Source organism: Arthrobacter sp. AL12, from assembly GCF_029960645.1.
In the GTDB taxonomy this organism is placed as follows: domain Bacteria; phylum Actinomycetota; class Actinomycetes; order Actinomycetales; family Micrococcaceae; genus Arthrobacter.
Map to the genome: position 1 here is coordinate 65,238 of NZ_JASBQY010000013.1, position 16,793 is coordinate 82,030.

Consider the following 16,793-nt stretch of genomic DNA (forward strand, 5'->3'; position numbering starts at 1 on the left):
ACTCCCCGCGGCCAAGACTGGACATGTCCCCCGGGGTGGACTGGACATGTCCAGCGGGGGGACGGCGCGCTGCGGGCCCATTGCGGAATGTAATTACTGGGCGAGATCCTGATGCTGTCAATTTTCATGTGAACCCGGTCACCCGATGGCCTAGGGTAGTTGCTACAGGAAACTACATCCAGTTGCGTTAGATCTCCGCACGTGCACTTGAAGAAGCAGGCATGGCCAAGCAGACCTCATTTTTCTCCTCCATCAGCCGCCTCTACCCCCACGTCAGGCCCATCATCCCGCGGCTCATCCTGGGGCTGCTCTGCGCCCTGCTCGCCAGCGTGGTGGCCCTGACCATCCCCCAGGTGCTGCGGGTGCTGGTCAACGAGTCCCTCCAGCCCGGCGGCAGCGCAGACGCGGTCTGGATCGCCTCCCTGATCATCCTGGGCCTCGGCATCGCCGAAGCCGGCCTGGTGGCGTTGCGCCGTCAGTTCGTGATCAACCCCGCGACCACCGTCGAGACGCGGATGCGGGTGTCCCTCTATGACCATCTGCAGGACCTGACGGTGTCCTTCCACGACCGCTGGGGCTCAGGGCAGCTGCTCTCCCGCGCCATGACGGACCTGAACTTCCTGCGCCGCTGGATGGCCTTCGGCGCCATCATGCTGGTGGTGACCACCCTGACGGTGCTGATCGGCGTTGTGGTCATGTTCACGATGAGCTGGCAGCTGGCGCTGATCTTCCTCGCCGCCGCCGTGCCGATCATGATCTACGGCTTCCGGTTCCGCACCCGCTTCAGCAAGGTGGCCCGCCGCAGCCAGGACCAGGCCGGCGACCTCGCCACCACGGTCGAGGAATCAGTCCACGGGATCCGCGTGCTCAAAGCTTTCGGCCGCAGCCGCGAGGCGCTGGAGAACTTCAACGAACAGGCCGAGGAGCTCCGCCAGACGGAGATCATCAAGGCCAAGCACCTCGCGACCTTCAGCCTCGTCGTAACCCTCCTGCCCGAGCTGGCCCTCGGCGCCGGCCTCGTCGTCGGCGTCGTCCTGGCCTCCACCGGAGAGCTGAGTATCGGGGCCCTCGTGGCGTTCTTCGCCACCGCCGCCGTAATCGCCACCCCGGTGGAGTTCTCCGGCATGCTGCTGGCCATGGCCCTCACCGCCAAGACCGCCGTGGACCGGCACTTCGAGGTCATGGACGCGGCGAACACCATCACAGGCCCCGAACAGCCCCGCCGCCCCGCCGAGCTCAAGGGCGCCCTGAGCTTCAAGAGCGCCACCTTCGCCTATGAGGACGCCCCGGACAAACCGATCCTCAAGGACATCAACCTGGACATCCGGCCCGGCGAAACCATGGCCCTGGTGGGCACCACCGGCAGCGGCAAAAGCGCCCTGCTCCAGCTGGTTCCCCGGCTCTACGACGTCACCGACGGATCCATCACCATCGACGGGGTGGACCTGCGCGATTTCAGCGTCGAGGAGCTCCGCACGGTGGTCGCCGTCGCGTTCGAGGACACCATCCTGTTCTCCAGCTCGGTCCGCGACAACGTTCTGCTCGGCGCCCCGGCCGGCCTGTCGGCCGAGCTCCGCGAGGCCGCCCTCGAGGAGGCGCTCGACGTCGCCCAGGCCCACTTCGCCTACTCGCTCCCGGAGGGCCTGGACACCCTGATCGGCGAGGAAGGCCTTAGTCTCTCCGGCGGGCAGCGGCAGCGCCTCGCCCTGGCCCGGGCCATCGCCGCCCGGCCCAGGGTCCTGGTCCTGGACGATCCGCTCTCCGCCCTGGACGTCAACACCGAGGAACTCGTCGGGACGAGGCTGCGGGAGGTGCTGACCGACACCACGACGCTGATTGTGGCCCACCGGCCCTCGACCGTGGCGCTGGCGGACCGGGTGGCGCTGCTGGCGGAGGGCCGGATCACCGCGGTCGGCACCCACACCGAGCTGCTCTCGAAGAACCGGCACTATCGCTACGTGATCGCCAGCCTCGACCCGGAGCCGCGCGACCTCGACTCCGATCTGATGGACTCCGAATTGTCAGGGCTCAACGCCGAGGAGGTCTCCCGATGAGCAGCGCAACCTTCGGCACCGCGAACGAGGACAACGCCCACCTGTCCAAGAGTGAGAGCAAAACTGTCCGGCGCCGCTCCCTGGCCCTTCTCGGTTCGCTCATCCGCCCGGTCCGCCGGCGGTTCTGGCTGACCATTGCCGCGGTCGTGCTGTCCCAGGCGGCGCGGGTCGCCGGGCCCGTGCTGATCGCTTTCGGCATCGACCGTGCCCTGCCCGCCCTGAGCGCCGGCGACAACCTCCCGCTGCTGCTGACCGGCGTCGCCTACCTGGCCGCCGCCGTCGCGACGGCGTGCCTCACCGCCCTGTACGTGACCTCGACGGCGCAGCTGAGCCAGGCGATGCTGCTGGACCTGCGCGTCCGGGTTTTCCGGCACACCCAGCGGCTCAGCCTGGAATTCCACGAAAAGTACACCTCGGGGCGCATCATCGCCCGGCAGACCTCGGACCTGGAGGCGCTGCGCGAACTCCTGGACTCGGGGATCAGCTCGCTGGCTTCGGGGATGGTCTTTATGGTGTTCACCGCCGTGACGGTGTTCGCCCTGGACTGGCGGAGCGGGCTCCTGGTCCTGGCCGCCGGCGTGCCGATGTACTTCCTGGCCCGCTGGTACCAGAAACACTCCCAGATCGCGTTCCGCGAATCCCGGGTTGTCTCGGCCCGGCTGATCGTGCACTTCGTTGAAACCATGACCGGCATCCGCGCGGTCAAGGCCTTCCGCAAGGAACGCGAAAACGCCGCACGCTACGCCGACCTCGCCGAGGACTACCGCAAGGTCACGGTGCGCTCCATCAACCTCAACGGCATCTTCCAGCCCGGCCTGGTGCTGATCGGCAACGTCTGCGTCGCCGTCGTGCTGCTCTCCGGCGGCTTCCGGGTGCTCGGCGGCGAGCTCGCCGTCGGTGTGCTGCTGGCCCTGATCCTGTCCACCAAACGCTTCTTCCACCCGGTGGACCAGATGGCCATTTTCTACAACTCGTTCCAGAGCGCCCAGGCGGCGCTGGAGAAAGTCTCCGGACTGCTCGAGGAGGTCCCCACCGTCCGGCCGCCCAAGAACTCCGTGGCCCTGCACGATGCCAAGGGAACCATCGACTTCAGGGGCGTGGAATTCCGGTACGGCGACGGCCCGGTCATCATTCCCACCATGGACCTGCACATCCCCGCTGGCCAGACCGTAGCTCTGGTGGGCCAGACCGGCGCCGGGAAGTCCACCTTCGCCAAGCTGATCGCCCGCTTCTACGACGTCTCCGCCGGCTCCCTCACGCTCGACGGCGTGGACGTCCGGGAGCTTGCGACGGCGGATCTGCGCCGGAACGTCGTGATGGTCACCCAGGAGGCCTTCCTGTTCAGCGGCTCCGTCGCGGACAACATCGGCCTGGGCCGGCCCGGGGCCTCCCGTGCGGAGATCGAGGCAGCCGCGAAGGCCGTGGGGGCCCACGAGTTCATCCAGGAACTCCCGGAAGGCTACGACACGGACGTCAACAAGCGCGGCGGCCGAGTCTCCGCCGGGCAGCGCCAGCTGATCAGCTTCGCCCGCGCTTTCCTGGCCCGGCCTGCCGTGCTGATTCTGGACGAGGCCACCTCCTCGCTGGACATCCCGTCCGAGCGCCTCGTGCAGGCCGGCCTCGCGAGACTGCTGCAGGGAACCGGCGCCGACAGCGGCCGGACCGCCCTCATCATCGCGCACCGCCTGTCGACGGTGGAGACCGCCGACCGGGTCCTGGTGGTCCACGACGGGCGGGTCGTCGAGGACGGCACCCCGGCGCAGCTGATCGGCGGCGGGGGACGCTTCGCGCAGCTGCACGGGGCCTGGAAGGATTCGCTGGTGTGAGAGCCTCAGTGCCGGGCGGCTTCTGATACGGGGCGCCGGGCGTCCGATTTCGCATCCGGGGTCCTGATCGGATACTCTTGTGAAGTTGCTTTTGAAGTAACGGATCGGGATGTGGCGCAGCTTGGTAGCGCGCGTCGTTCGGGACGACGAGGTCGCAGGTTCAAATCCTGTCATCCCGACCAGTCAAAAGAGGGCCTTCCAGTGGAAGGCCCTCTTTTTTGTGCTCCCGGGCCGCCGCGGCCGGGGTTGGCGGCCACCGGCAGCTGTGCGACCGGCATAAAAGACGGCTCCGGGACGGGGTTCACACCCGTCCCGGAGCCATCGATCAAGGGCTGCTGCCTACATTGGGTCAGGCCAGTTGCCGATGTTGGTGGAGAAGGTCATCGGGTCCGGCCAGTTGCCGATGGCCGAAAGGCTTCCTTTGCTGGAACCCATGGGATCGGGCCAGTTGCCGATCGCCAGGGTGGTGCTGCCCATGGGGTCAGGCCAGTTGCCGATGGCGCTAATTGACAGGACTGCGGGAGCCGTTGCGGAGAGAGCCAGCGCCCCCGCCAGGGCGACGGAAGCTGCAATCTTCTTGATCATGTGGGTTCCTCAATACGGGTCGGAAACGCGAGTCGGACACATTACAAAGCCAGCACGAGCCCTTGTTGACATACATTGTAAAATGGCTTGCACAGAGACTGTCAAGCATTTAGTACAAAGACTGTCCGGAATTAGGAGGTATCCGTGGGGAACGGATTCGGGGCGAAACTCCGAGCGGAAAGGCTCGAACGCGGCCTGACGCAAGCGGAATTGGGCCGCGATCTGTACTCGCCCAGCTACATCTCCCTGCTGGAGACCGGGCGCCGTGAACCGACCGCGGATGTGATCGAGGAACTGGCCCGCCGGCTCGAACTCGCCCCCAAGGCGCTGGAAGCGTGGAGCCAGCCGGTGTCGGTCAGCGACGCCGAGTATGTTCTCGCGGGCCTCTATGCCCGCCAGGCCTGGGATCTCCGGGACTACGCGCTGGCGGCGACCCACGCCGCCGCTGCCGCCCAGATTGCCCTGGACGCCAAGAACACCAGCGCCTGGTGGAACATGAGCTACATGCAGGCCGAGTGCCTGATGAAGCAGGGCCAGCTGAAGGAATGCCAGGACCTTGTGCAGCGACTGCTGGACCACCCGATGGCGGCCGAATCGGCAGGCCTGGGGGTCCGCGCCCGACAGATGCTCGCGGCCGTGTGCCACGGCCAGGGGCAGCTGACAGTCGCCGTCGAACACGCTCAGGAGGCCGTGCGGCTCTGCGCCGAGCTGCCCAAGGGTTCCACCCTGATCATTGGTGCGCTGCGCGCCCTCATCGGCGCGCTGGCCGAAAGCGGACGGCTCGATGAGGCCTGGGAGTACTGCCAGGCAATGAACGAACAGATGGATGACCGCTCCATGACCCAGCTCGCCGGCGAGGTCGCCTGGGTGATCGGGAACGTGGCCTTCATGCGGCATGACTACACCGAGGGCATCAAATACCACGAGCGGGCGGCCCAACTGCTCTCCCCCGCCAACGACATCGACCTCTGGGCGCGCTTCAACAAAGCCTCCGCTGCCGTCCGCCTGTCCTCCGGGATCGTGGAACCGGAAACCCTGACGTCGATCGAACGCGCCGAGCTGGCCCTCTCGATTGTTGGCGGCAACAAGACGGACCAGCTCGAGGTCGCGTTCATCCGGGCCCGCTGGCTCTACCTGACCGGGGACATCATGGCGGCGGTGCAAAAGCTGCGCGAGATCCACGCCGACAAGGATGTGCTCGCCAAACACGTCGCCGGGGAGGTGGCCCTGCTGCTGGGCAAGGCGCTCAAGGCCGCCGGGGAGTCCGACGAGGCCCTCGTCTATCTCGACGAAGCCCAGAAGGAATTCAGCGCGGCCGGCGCCTCGGACCGGGTCCAGCAGGCGATGGACGCCGTGCTGGAAATCCGGCTCGCGCAGCGCCGTGCGCAGGCCGCGTCAACCGGAACCTAGGCGGCCTGTCCCGCGCGATCGCTCCCACGCGGCCTCTCCCGCGCGGCCTACTACGCGAACGAACGGCCGGTGAGCTTTTCGTAGGCCTCGACATAGCGGATGCGGGTGCGGGCGATGACCTCAGCCGGCAGTGCCGGCGGCGCCTCGTCCGAGGACTTGTCCCAGCCGGATTCGGCCGAGGTCAACCAGTCGCGGACGTACTGCTTGTCGTAGGAGGGCTGGGCACTGCCCGGCTCATAGGTCGCGGCGTCCCAGAACCGTGAGGAGTCCGGGGTGAGCACCTCGTCGCCGAGCGTGATGACGCCGGTGGCGGCGTCGACGCCGAATTCCACCTTGGTGTCGGCCAGGACGATGCCGCGGCCGCGGGCGGTCTCCTCGGCCTTCGTGTAGATCTCCAGCGTCAGCTGGCGCAGCCGGGAGGCGACGTCCGCGCCCACGATGTCCACGACGGCGTCGTAGGTGATGTTCTCGTCGTGCTCGCCCACCTCGGCCTTCGCGGAGGGGGTGAAAATGGCCTCGTCCAGCCGGGACCCGTCCACCAGGCCCTCCGGCAGGAGGATGCCGCACACGGTGCGGGACTGCCGGTACTCCAGGAGCCCCGAACCGGTGAGGTAGCCCCGGGCGATGCATTCGACCGGGAACATGCCCAGCTTCTTGCAGATCATCGCCCGGCCCTCCACCGCGGCGGGCACGCCGGCCTCGACCGTGGACGCGAGCACATGGTGCTCCACGCCGAGCTGTTCGAACCACCACAGGCTCAGCTGGGTCAGGATGCGGCCCTTGTCCGGGATCTCGCTGGCGAGGACGTGGTCGTAGGCGCTGATCCGGTCACTGGCGACGACGAGGACGCACTCCTGGCCGATGCGCTCCGTGATGGACTCGTCCGCCGGAACATAGAGGTCACGGACCTTGCCGGAGTAAATGTGCTTCCAGCCGGGCAGGTCCAGCCTTGCGGTGTCCAGGCCGCCCTTGGGCGCGGACGAGGGGAGGCCGGCGGCTTCCGGAACGGAGGATTCGGGGGTGGTCATGCTCAGGCCTTCGCTTTCGGGACGGCGCCGGGGGTCGTCACTTTGATCTCGCCGCGGGCCGCTTTGCCTCCGATGTCCGTGCGGAACTGGCTGCCCTCCAGATGGACCAGTTCGACGCCGTCGTACGCCCGTTCCCGGGCCTCCACGAGGTCGGTGCCGAGCGCCACCACGGCGAGGACCCGTCCGCCGGCGGACACCACCTTGCCTTCGTCGTCGAGCCTGGTTCCGGCGTGGATCACGTGGACGCCCTCGACGGACTCGGCTTTCTTGAGCCCCCGGATGCGGTCGCCGGTGCGGGGCGTGTCCGGGTAGTTTTCGGCGGCGACGACGACGGCAACGGCGGTCTCCTTGGACCAGCGCAGCGGCTGGACCTTGTCCAGTTCGCCCTTGGCGGCTGCCATCAGCAGCCCCCCGAGGGGGGTCTTGAGGCGGGCAAGGACGGCCTGGGTTTCCGGGTCACCGAAGCGGACGTTGAATTCGATCACGCGGGTGCCGCGGGAGGTCAGGGCCAGGCCGACGAACAGGACACCGACGAACGGGGTCCCGCGGTGCGCCATCTGGTTGACCGTGGGCTGGGCGACCCGGTCGAGGACTTCCTGCACGAGGCCCTCGGGGGCCCATTCCAGCGGGGTGTAGGCGCCCATGCCGCCGGTGTTGGGGCCTTCGTCGTTGTCAAAAATCCGCTTGAAGTCCTGGGCCGGGGAGAGTGCCACGCAGTTGCGGCCATCGCAGAGGACGAAGACGGAGACCTCGGGGCCGTCGAGGAATTCCTCGATCACGACCGTCCCGCCCGCATCGAAGCAGCTCTGCGCGTGCGCCAGCGCCTCGTCCCGGTTCTTGGTGACGACCACGCCCTTGCCGGCGGCGAGCCCGTCGTCCTTGACCACGTAGGGGGCGCCGAAGGCATCGAGCGCGTCGGCGGCTTCCTCGGCGTTGCCGGCCACCCGGGCCATGGCGGTGGGGACACCGGCCTCGGCCATGACCTCCTTGGCGAAGGCCTTGGAGGCCTCGAGCTGGGCGGCGGCCTTGCTGGGGCCGAACACGGGGATGCCGGCGGCGCGGACGGCGTCGGACACTCCGGCGGCGAGCGGCGCCTCGGGGCCGACCACCACAAGGTCAACCGTGAGCTTGGCGGCCAGGGCCGCGACGGCGTCGGGATTGTTCGCGTCGACGGCGTGCGTGGGGACCAGTTTGCTGATGCCGGCGTTGCCCGGGGCCGCATGGACCTCGGACACGTTCGGGTCAGCAAGCAGGGATCGGACAATGGCGTGTTCGCGGCCGCCGGGGCCGATGACAAGTACCTTCACAGTTCCCAAGGGTACTTTGTGGACTGGGCAGGCTCCTAAGCTGTGACCACCGCTGGACATGCCCAGTCCCGGCCGCCGTCCTGTTCCAGCCCCGCGGGACATGCCCAGTCCTGGCCAGGGCCGCTGGACATAAGGCCAACATGCCCATCCCCCCGCCCGAAGAGAGGACATGTCCCACGCTGGGCGTCCCCTCCCCCGCGGGACATGCCCAGTCCTGGCCAGGGCCGCTGGACATAAGGCCAACATGCCCATCCCCGCGCCCGAAGAGAGGACATGTCCGACGGGGTCCCGCCGCCCCGGTAGGCAATCCGCGGCCCGGACCGCTACGAAGACCCAGTATGGACAAGCCCAGCACGCAGACGCCCCGCGCGGAAGAACTCCGGATAGAGACGCCTGCCCGGAAGCGGCCCGGCCAGCACCCAGCCTCGAAGCGGCTGACCGGCCCCACCGTCCTTGCCGCGCTGGCCGGGGTCGCCGCGGCCGCCGTCGTGCTGTCCGTGGCGGAACTGATCGGGGCGTTCTTCACCGCTCGGGCCACGCCGGTGATCGCCCTGGGCTCGACCTTCATTGACTTCACGCCGTCGTGGCTGAAGGATTTCGCGATCGCCACCTTCGGCACCAACGACAAGGTCGCCCTCTTCGTCGGCATGGCGGTGACCATCCTGCTGCTCGCCTGCGTGCTCGGCATCGTGGCGTACCGCAAATGGGCGCTCGGCGTCGCCGGAGTGCTGCTGATGGGCGCGGTGATCGTGGCGGCCGTCGTGACGCGGTCCGGGGTGAAGCCGCTGGATGCGATTCCCACGGTGATCGGCACCGTGGCCGGACTCATTGCGCTCCGCTTCCTGGTCACCAGGCTGTGGCGGATGCGGCAGTGGCCGGACATGGACTCGGACCTGTCCGCCAAGGCTCCGGACCGACCCGTCACGAGCCGCCGTGCCTTCTTCGCCGCGACCGGTGTCACGGCCGCGGCCTCGGCCATCGCCGCGACCGGCGGGCGCCTGCTCAGTGCGGCCCGCAGCAACGTGGCCCAGGCCCGTGAATCCCTGCAGCTGCCCGCGGCAGCGAAGCCAGCACCCGCGGTCCCCGCCGGAGTGCAGTCGATGGCGCCCGGGGTGACGCCGTGGGTGACGCCCAACAACGATTTCTACCGCATTGACACGGCCCTAAGTGTGCCCGAAATCAACGCCCAGGACTGGGAGCTGCGGGTCCACGGGCTCGTGGACCGGGAAATCCGACTCAGTTTCCAGGACCTGCTCGACGCCAACCTGATTGAATCCCACGTTTCCCTGACCTGCGTGTCGAACCCGGTCGGCGGGAACCTGGCCGGCAACGCAAAATGGCTGGGCATGCCCATCCGCGACGTGCTCAAAATGGCCGGGCCCCAGGAGGGCGCGGACATGGTGCTCTCCACCTCCATTGACGGCTTCAGCGCCTCCACTCCACTTGAGGCCCTCCAGGACGACCGGGACGCCATGCTGGCGTTCGGCATGAACGATGAGGCGCTCCCGCTCGAACACGGGTATCCGGTGCGCATGGTCGTCCCCGGACTGTACGGCTTCGTCTCCGCCACCAAATGGGTTGTGGACCTGGAAGTCACCCGCTTCGCGGACAGCCAGGCCTACTGGACCCAGCGCGGCTGGTCTGAGCGCGGCCCGATCAAGACCATGGCCCGGGTCGAAGTCCCCAAGTCCTTCGCCAAGGTTCCGTCCGGACGGGTCGCGATCGGCGGCACCGCCTGGGCCCAGACACGCGGCATCACCAAGGTTGAGGTGCAGATCGACAACGGCCCGTGGACCGAGGCCGTCCTCTCCACCGAGGCGTCCGTCGTGACATGGCGGCAGTGGTCCTTCGACTGGGAAGCCACGCCGGGACCGCACTACATCAAGGCCCGCGCCACCGACGGAACCGGCGAGGTCCAGACAGACCAGCGCGCGGATCCGGTGCCCGACGGCGCCTCAGGCTGGCAGTCGCTGATGGTGACCGTGGAATAACGGGGTATCACCGGCGGGCACCATAGACTTGCTGCATGCCCCTGAATTCTCACGCCACCTTCACCGTCGAGTCCGCCGTCGAACTGGCCGTCGTTGAACGCAGCGGCTTTGTGGAATCCCGGCACATCGGCTCAGCCGTCCTCCTTGCCGGGGACGGCACCGTCGTCACCGAACTGGGCGACATCACCACCCCGATCTACGCCAGGTCCGCGCTCAAGCCGCTGCAGGCCCTCGCATCCATGCAGTCCGGCGTGCCCCTGCGCGGCGCGCAGGCAGCGATCGCCTGCGGCAGCCATGTCGGCTCACTGGACCATATGGACGTCGTCGAGGGCATGCTCAAGGCCGCCGGGGTCAAGGAAGAGCAGCTCCAGTGCCCGGCAGCCTGGCCCGAGGACGAGACCGCCCGGAACTGGCTGGTGCGCGCCGAGCGGGGCAAGTCCAAGCTCGCGTTCAACTGCTCCGGCAAGCACGCCGCGTTCCTTTGGGCCTGCACCGAAAACGGCTGGGACACCCACAGCTACCTCGAACCCAACCACCCGCTGCAGCAGCGCATCCGCTCCGTCATCGAGGAATACTGCGGCGAAAGCATCGCCCACCTCGGCATCGACGGCTGCGGCGCGCCGGTGGCCGCCGTCTCCCTGACCGGACTGGCCCGGGCCTTCTCCAAGCTGGCCAAGGCCCCCGGGGACAAGCATTCGAACGCCCGCGCCGCCACGATCGCCACGTCGATGCTCGACTACCCGTGGGCGGTGCAGGGCAAGGGCGAATGCAACACAATCGTCATGGACGACCTCGGCATCCTCGCCAAGATCGGCGCCGAGGGCGTGCTGGCGATGGCCACCCCCACTGGCGCCTCGGTCGCCATCAAGATCCTCGACGGCAACATCCGGGCCACCACGCTCGTCGGGCTGACGCTGCTGGCAGCCGCCGGCGCCGTCGACGTCCCGGAAGTGGCCAGTGTCCTGGACAAGGTGGTCACCCCCGTGCTCGGCGGCGGCCGGCCGGTCGGCAAAATCCGCCTGGGCAACGCCGTCTCGGCGTTGCTCGTCTAGCCATGTCCGTAGCCCGACGCCGGATCGCCCTGGACGAGGGCCGCGCAGCGCTCACCGCCTGGCAGGCAGCCAACGCCCCCGGAGCGGGCGCCGCGGATGCCGCCAGCCCCGGAGCCGGCGCCCAGGTCCCCCGCAGCATGCTGGCGACGGCGGTGCGCTACTCCCTGGAGGAGGTCACTGCCCGGGCGCCCGGGAATTCAGTGGAGGTGCGCGTCCCGCCGTTCGGCGTCACGCAGTGTCTGGAGGGCCCGCGGCATACCCGCGGCACGCCGCCGAACGTTATTGAGTGCGACGCCGCCACCTGGCTGGCGATGGTCAGCGGGCAGTTGAGCTGGGCGGACGCCGTCGACGCCGGCCGGGTGACCGCCTCCGGGCTGCGCGCCGACCTATCCAGCCTGCTGCCGCTCTAAGCCGACTGCGCCCCGGCTACCCGCGTCCGATGAACGGCATCCCGGCGGCGGTGATGACGAGGGATCCGACACTGGCGGAGGGCGGCATCCCGGCCATCAAAAGGACAGCACGCGCGGCGTCGTCGACCGGGAACGTTGGTTCCACGCGGCTGCTGCCGTCGGCCTGGACGGCCCCGGAGCCGACGCCGATCGTGTCCATCAGCTCCGTGGCCGTGTTGCCGATGTCGATCTGGCCGCAGCTGATGCCGAAGCCGCGGCCGTCGAGTTCGATGCTCTTGGTCAGCCCGGTCATGGCGTGTTTCGTAACGGTGTAGGCGACCGTCCGGGGCCGGGGCGCGTGGGCGGCGATCGAGCCGTTGTTGATGATCCGTCCGCCCTGGGGTGACTGCGACTTCATGGCCCGGACGGCAGCGGCGGCGCACAGCATGGAGCCGGTCAGGTTCACCGCAACGGTGGCGTCCCAGTCCCCGAGGCTGATCTCGTCCACGGAGGCCGCCGGTCCGAACACCCCGGCGTTGTTGAACAGCACATCCACCCGTCCCCACCGCTCCAGGGCGGCGCCGAAGAGCCGGTCGACGTCGTCCGGTACGGTGACATCGCAGACAACGGCGAGCGCCTGGGCATGTCCGGCCCCGGTCTCCAGCAGCTGCGCTTCCCGCCGGCCTGCCAGCACCACCCGGTAACCGTCCGCGAGCATGAGCCGGGCGACCGCCCGGCCGATCCCTGAGCCTGCGCCGGTGACTATGGCCACTCGGCCGGGCAGGTGGTGTCGTGTCATCCGGCTAGCGTATGCCGAGATCCCGCACCAGGACAGTGTTCCGCGCCAACATTGCGGCGAAGTGTCGCCGGCCCGCCCCGCATCAGCGGGGATGCCGGCGGGTGTGCCGGCGGGTGTGCCGGCCGGCGAGGAGGCCGGACCAGAAGGCGAGCGTCAACAGCCCGAGGCTGGCCAGCACGACGCCCGCCCATTTCTCCGCGTCCATAACCAGCAGGCCCTGGACGGCAAAGGCCTGTTGAGACAGCGGGGCATAGGCAAACCAGCCGAACTCCTCCTGCCGCACCGGCAGGGACAGGAAGACCGCCCCCGCCGCCAGCAGGACCGCGCCCAGAAGCGGCACCGCGAACCCGCTCAGCCGCCTCTGCCGGGACGGCCCGGATTCCCTGTCCCCCGATGGATTCATGGAAACACTGTAACCGCCGGACGGGGACGTGGACCCGCGTGGGTTCACGGCCCGCGGTCCGGCCCCCGGTTCCTAGCCTGGGGGGAACCGGGCGGCGAGCCGTCCGATCGCGCTGTCCCCGAGGTTTTGCAGCAGGACCCGGGGGCTGGCATGGATTTCGACGGCACCGGCGTCCCGGAGTTCCGCTTCGCTCGTGCCACCGCACGTGAGCCCGATGGCCGGGATGTCGAGTTTCCCGGCGGCGTAGATGTCCCAGACGGCGTCGCCCACGTAGACGGCATCGGATGCCGGCACATCCACGGCGTTGAGGGCGGCGACGAGGATGTCCGGCGCCGGTTTGCTCTCCTTCGCGTCCGCCGAGCTCGTGGCCGCATCAATGTAGGCGTCGGCGCCGATCGAGGCCCGCAGCACCTCAAGGTCCCGGCGGCGGGCGGAGGAGGCGAGTGCGACGGCGAGCCCGCCCTCGTGGCATCGCGCCAGCAGGTCCCGGGCGCCGTCCAGCGGGCGCAGAGCGGGCCAGAACGTGGCGAACACTGCCGCGTGCGAGGCCATGATGGTGCTGTCCTCGTTCCCGTCCCGGTCAGACGGCAGGAGCCTTGCGAGGATCCTGTCCCCGCCCATGCCGACCGAGCGGTGGATGCTCGCCATCGGCACGTCATATCCGGCCTGCCCGAACGCCTGCCACCAGGCCAGGGTGTGGAGGTACACGGAGTCGACCAGGGTGCCATCGACGTCGAACAGCACGGCCGCACGGCGCGGGCGACGGGACGGGGCGGCGGTCATGCTGTCTGCGGAACCGCGGCGGCGGAGACTGTCAGGAGTCGCATCAGTGATGAGCGCGTGCCCGTTTTCCGGCTGCCAGCGATCCGCCGGACAAGGAGGTGCCGCGGCCGGCGCCTCCGGCGGCCCTCCTCGACGCCCTGGAGAGTGGCCCCGCCGGCGCGGCCTGCCCACCGGCACTGCGGTCCCGGATGAGCCCTGTGCCGGCGATTTCTCGGGCCTGGGCGATACCGGCCACAGCTGCCCGCTTCGTGGGAAAAGTGACCGAAACAGCCATCAGGTTTCCTGCCCCGTCAAGCATCCGGATCCGGTAGCCGCCGTCGGGCACGTCCACGACCTCGAAATATCCAGCCATCGCACACTCCTTTAATTCTCCACCCCACACTGGGGTGTTAGTAAGTATACTTAGCTAAGGTCTTGACGAACACCCCTCCCCGGAAATCTGGGAGCGAGCTTCTGCCCGGCGCAGTGCTCACGGTCGACGGCCCGGGGCTGGTGCGTCGCTGCGCCGCGCGCCGTCCTCGTGCAGCTCCAAGGCGCTCATCACGAGCGCGAAATGGCTGAACGCCTGCGGTGTATTTCCCAGCTGCCGCCCGGCCTCGATGCTCCATTCCTCGCTGAGGAGTCCGACGTCGTTTCGCAGCGCGAGCAGCCGCTCGAACAGTTCCCGCGCTTCGTTGCGGCGGCCTGCCCCCAGAAGCGCCTCGACCAGCCAGAACGAACAGGCGATGAACACTCCCTCCCCGCCCGGCAGCCCGTCGTCGCACTCTGCCGGCTTGTAGCGGCGCAGGAAGCCGTCATGGGTCAGTTCCCGCTGGACGGCATCAATCGTTCCGATCACCCGCGGGTCCTCCGGGGCCAGGAACCCGACGCGCGGGATGAGCAGCAGGCTCGCGTCGAGCTCCGGCCGCCCGTACGACTGCACAAAGGTGTTTCTTTCGGCGTCGAACCCCTTGGCCATAATGTCGGCGCGGATCGTGTCCCGGAGTTCCTCCCAGCGGTCCGCGGGGCCGGCCAGGCCGAAGTCCCGGACACCCTTCACCATGCGGTCGGCCGCCACCCACGCCATCACCTTGGAATGGGTGAAGTGCCTTCGGGGCCCGCGCATCTCCCAGAGCCCGTTGTCTGGACGGTCCCAGGCCGCTTCGAGGTGCTCCATCAGGGCCAGCTGCACGTCCCAGGATTCATCGGTGCTGGTGAGCAGCGAGTTCCGGGTCAGGGACAGGCAGTCCAGCACCTCGCCCCAGACATCGAGCTGAAGTTGCCCGGCCGCGCCGTTGCCGGTCCGGACCGGGGCGGAATTCTCGTACCCCCGCAACCAGGGCAGTTCCACCTCGGGAAGGCGGCGCTCGCCATGGAGGCCGTACATGATCTGCAGGTCCTTGGGGTCTCCCGCCACCGCCCGCAGCAGCCAGTCGCGCCAGGAGGCGGCCTCCTCCGTGTACCCGGCCGCGAGCAGCGCCTGGAGGGTCAGGGTGGCGTCACGGAGCCAGCAGAACCGGTAGTCCCAGTTCCGTTCCCCGCCGAGCTCCTCCGGCAGGGACGTTGTTACGGCCGCCACGATGCCTCCGGTCGGGGCGAACGTGAGTGCTTTCAAGGTGATCAGCGACCGCTGGACGGCCGAGCGGTATCGCCCCGTGACCGTGCACTTGGCAGACCATTGCTCCCAGAATTCGTCAGTCGAAGCAAGCACCCGCTCAGGGTCCACGGTGCGGGGACGGCCCAGATGGCTCGGCGTCCAGGTCAGCACGAACGGCACCCGCTCCCCTGCCTTGACCGTGAAGTCGCTGATGGTACGCAGGCGCTCGCCCCGGAGCGGCGCCTCGGTCACGAGGTACGCGGCATCGGGGCCGGCGATTGCGTGGATCCCCTGATCGTCGTGGCGGACCCACGGGACAATGTGGCCGTAGTCGAAACGCAGGACCAGTTCGCCGCGCATCCTGACCGTTCCGCGGACGCCCACGACGATCCGCACGATGTCCGCGACCGCGTCGCGGGGCGGCATGAAGTCGATGACCTTGACCTTCCCCGTGGGCGTCTCCCATTCGGTTTCCAGAATGAGGGTGCCCTTGCGGTAGTGCCGTCGGGTGCATTCGCCGCCGTCCTCGGGCGCCAGCAGCCAGCGCCCTGCCCGGGGAGTGTCCAGCAGGGCGTTGAAGCAGGCTGGCGAGTCGAAGCGGGGAAGGCAGAGCCAGTCGATCGAACCGTCGGTGCTGATCAGCGCCGCGGTGTGCAAATCGCCAACCATTGCGTAGTCCTCGATGCGAGCCATGGGACCTACAGTGCCACACCGGTTTCCCCCGGACTAGGATCCATAGATGCCGCTATGGAACTTCGGAACAACGTCCCTGCCGGCCAGCGAGCAGGCCGGGGAACTCTAGGCACGGGCGGCCGGAAAGGGGATGGCGGGATGGACCACGGCGCGACCCAGCATGGGGCGGTGCACATCGGCACCAGCGGCTGGAGCTATGACCACTGGGACAACGTGCTCTACCCGCAGGGGCTGCCGCCGCGGGAGCGGCTGGCGCACTACGCGGCGCGCTTCACCACGGTGGAGCTCAACGCCAGCTTCTACCGGTGGCCCCGGGACACGTCCTTCGCAGGCTGGCGCCGGCGGCTTCCGACGGGGTTCCTCCTTTCCGTCAAGGCCCCCCGCGGCCTGACCCACGGCAAAAAGCTCTACGCCCCGGACGTCTGGATCGAGCGGATTGCCCTCTGCTGGCACGAACTCGGCGACAAACGGGCGGTGCTGCTGGTCCAACTGCCGCCGAACCTCGCCCGGGACGACGCGCGGCTGGAGTACTTCCTGGCGGCGCTGCCCGACTGGATCCGGGTCAGCGTGGAATTCCGCCACCCGAGCTGGGACGCGCCGGAGGTCTACACGCTGCTGGAACGGCATGGCGCCGCCTACTGCGTCATGAGCGGCGCCGGACTGCCGTGCATCCTCCGGGCCACCGCGGCATTCGTCTACGTCCGGCTGCATGGCCCGGACCGGGAGCACCTCTACGGCGGCTCCTATTCGGACGACGAGCTGCACTGGTGGGCAGACCGGATCCGCGAATGGCAGGGGGCCGGCAAGGAGGTCTTTGTGTATTTTAACAACGACGGCGGCGGGAACGCCGTGCGCAACGCCACGGTGCTGAGGGATGTGCTGGGCGTCCATTGAAAC

General features: G+C 68.6%; 15 protein-coding genes and 1 tRNA gene. 8 read left to right on the plus strand and 8 right to left on the minus strand.

Annotated elements, in window-relative coordinates; all coding sequences use genetic code 11:
• Nucleotides 1-221 precede the first annotated feature (221 nt).
• The 3 genes from QK291_RS14050 (at nucleotide 222) to QK291_RS14060 (ending at nucleotide 4,062) form a co-directional block, all read left to right on the plus strand.
• The gene (locus QK291_RS14050) at nucleotides 222-2,054 is read left to right on the plus strand and encodes an ABC transporter ATP-binding protein (RefSeq protein WP_282382945.1); all 1,833 of its coding nucleotides are present in this window, start codon (nucleotides 222-224) and stop codon (nucleotides 2,052-2,054) included.
• Nucleotides 2,051-3,880 carry an ABC transporter ATP-binding protein gene (locus QK291_RS14055; protein WP_282382948.1) on the plus strand — a complete coding sequence of 610 codons (1,830 nt, stop codon included), beginning with the start codon at nucleotides 2,051-2,053 and terminating at the stop codon, nucleotides 3,878-3,880. The genes QK291_RS14050 and QK291_RS14055 overlap by 4 nt, the downstream gene beginning before the upstream one ends.
• 105 nt (nucleotides 3,881-3,985) lie before the next feature.
• A tRNA-Pro gene (locus QK291_RS14060) sits at nucleotides 3,986-4,062 on the plus strand.
• Nucleotides 4,063-4,219: 157 nt separating this feature from the next.
• Here the strand turns inward: QK291_RS14060 and QK291_RS14065 are convergent.
• A complete protein-coding gene (locus QK291_RS14065; protein WP_282382950.1) occupies nucleotides 4,220-4,465 on the minus strand; it encodes a hypothetical protein in 246 nt (81 codons plus the stop codon).
• A 144-nt stretch (nucleotides 4,466-4,609) separates the two neighbouring features.
• Here QK291_RS14065 and QK291_RS14070 point away from each other — a divergent pair, with 144 nt between their 5' ends.
• Nucleotides 4,610-5,875: a helix-turn-helix transcriptional regulator gene (locus tag QK291_RS14070; RefSeq protein ID WP_282382952.1), complete on the plus strand. Its 1,266-nt coding sequence runs from the start codon at nucleotides 4,610-4,612 to the stop codon at nucleotides 5,873-5,875.
• A gap of 50 nt (nucleotides 5,876-5,925) precedes the next feature.
• Here QK291_RS14070 and QK291_RS14075 read toward each other — a convergent pair whose 3' ends face one another.
• Nucleotides 5,926-6,903 carry a phosphoribosylaminoimidazolesuccinocarboxamide synthase gene (locus QK291_RS14075; RefSeq protein WP_282382955.1) on the minus strand — a complete coding sequence of 326 codons (978 nt, stop codon included), beginning with the start codon at nucleotides 6,901-6,903 and terminating at the stop codon, nucleotides 5,926-5,928.
• A 2-nt stretch (nucleotides 6,904-6,905) separates the two neighbouring features.
• Nucleotides 6,906-8,210 (minus strand): phosphoribosylamine--glycine ligase, encoded by a 1,305-nt coding sequence (gene purD, locus QK291_RS14080; protein WP_282382958.1) that lies wholly within the window; start codon nucleotides 8,208-8,210, stop codon nucleotides 6,906-6,908.
• A 338-nt stretch (nucleotides 8,211-8,548) separates the two neighbouring features.
• On the opposite strand from purD, the gene QK291_RS14085 reads away from it, so the two are divergent.
• From QK291_RS14085 to QK291_RS14095, 3 genes are read left to right on the plus strand one after another with little or no spacing between them, the layout of a single operon-like run.
• Nucleotides 8,549-10,201, plus strand: a complete 1,653-nt coding sequence (locus QK291_RS14085) for a molybdopterin-dependent oxidoreductase (protein ID WP_282382960.1) — start codon at nucleotides 8,549-8,551, stop codon at nucleotides 10,199-10,201.
• A gap of 35 nt (nucleotides 10,202-10,236) precedes the next feature.
• Complete coding sequence (locus QK291_RS14090; RefSeq protein ID WP_282382961.1) at nucleotides 10,237-11,253, plus strand: asparaginase; 1,017 nt, start codon at nucleotides 10,237-10,239, stop codon at nucleotides 11,251-11,253.
• 2 nt (nucleotides 11,254-11,255) lie between these two features.
• Nucleotides 11,256-11,663 (plus strand): sterol carrier family protein, encoded by a 408-nt coding sequence (locus QK291_RS14095; protein WP_282382963.1) that lies wholly within the window; start codon nucleotides 11,256-11,258, stop codon nucleotides 11,661-11,663.
• Nucleotides 11,664-11,679: 16 nt separating this feature from the next.
• Here QK291_RS14095 and QK291_RS14100 read toward each other — a convergent pair whose 3' ends face one another.
• The 5 genes from QK291_RS14100 to QK291_RS14120 form a co-directional block, all read right to left on the minus strand.
• A complete protein-coding gene (locus QK291_RS14100) occupies nucleotides 11,680-12,441 on the minus strand; it encodes an SDR family oxidoreductase (RefSeq protein ID WP_282382964.1) in 762 nt (253 codons plus the stop codon).
• Between the two features lie 82 nt (nucleotides 12,442-12,523).
• The gene (locus QK291_RS14105; protein WP_282382966.1) at nucleotides 12,524-12,844 is read right to left on the minus strand and encodes a hypothetical protein; all 321 of its coding nucleotides are present in this window, start codon (nucleotides 12,842-12,844) and stop codon (nucleotides 12,524-12,526) included.
• A 72-nt stretch (nucleotides 12,845-12,916) separates the two neighbouring features.
• Nucleotides 12,917-13,627: an HAD family hydrolase gene (locus QK291_RS14110; RefSeq protein WP_282382968.1), complete on the minus strand. Its 711-nt coding sequence runs from the start codon at nucleotides 13,625-13,627 to the stop codon at nucleotides 12,917-12,919.
• Nucleotides 13,628-13,670: 43 nt separating this feature from the next.
• Nucleotides 13,671-13,979 (minus strand): DUF1508 domain-containing protein, encoded by a 309-nt coding sequence (locus QK291_RS14115; RefSeq protein ID WP_282382969.1) that lies wholly within the window; start codon nucleotides 13,977-13,979, stop codon nucleotides 13,671-13,673.
• A gap of 117 nt (nucleotides 13,980-14,096) precedes the next feature.
• Complete coding sequence (locus QK291_RS14120; protein ID WP_282382971.1) at nucleotides 14,097-15,896, minus strand: glycoside hydrolase family 15 protein; 1,800 nt, start codon at nucleotides 15,894-15,896, stop codon at nucleotides 14,097-14,099.
• Nucleotides 15,897-16,034: 138 nt separating this feature from the next.
• Between QK291_RS14120 and QK291_RS14125 the strand changes: the two genes are divergently transcribed.
• Nucleotides 16,035-16,790 carry a DUF72 domain-containing protein gene (locus QK291_RS14125; RefSeq protein ID WP_282382973.1) on the plus strand — a complete coding sequence of 252 codons (756 nt, stop codon included), beginning with the start codon at nucleotides 16,035-16,037 and terminating at the stop codon, nucleotides 16,788-16,790.
• Nucleotides 16,791-16,793: the final 3 nt, after the last annotated feature.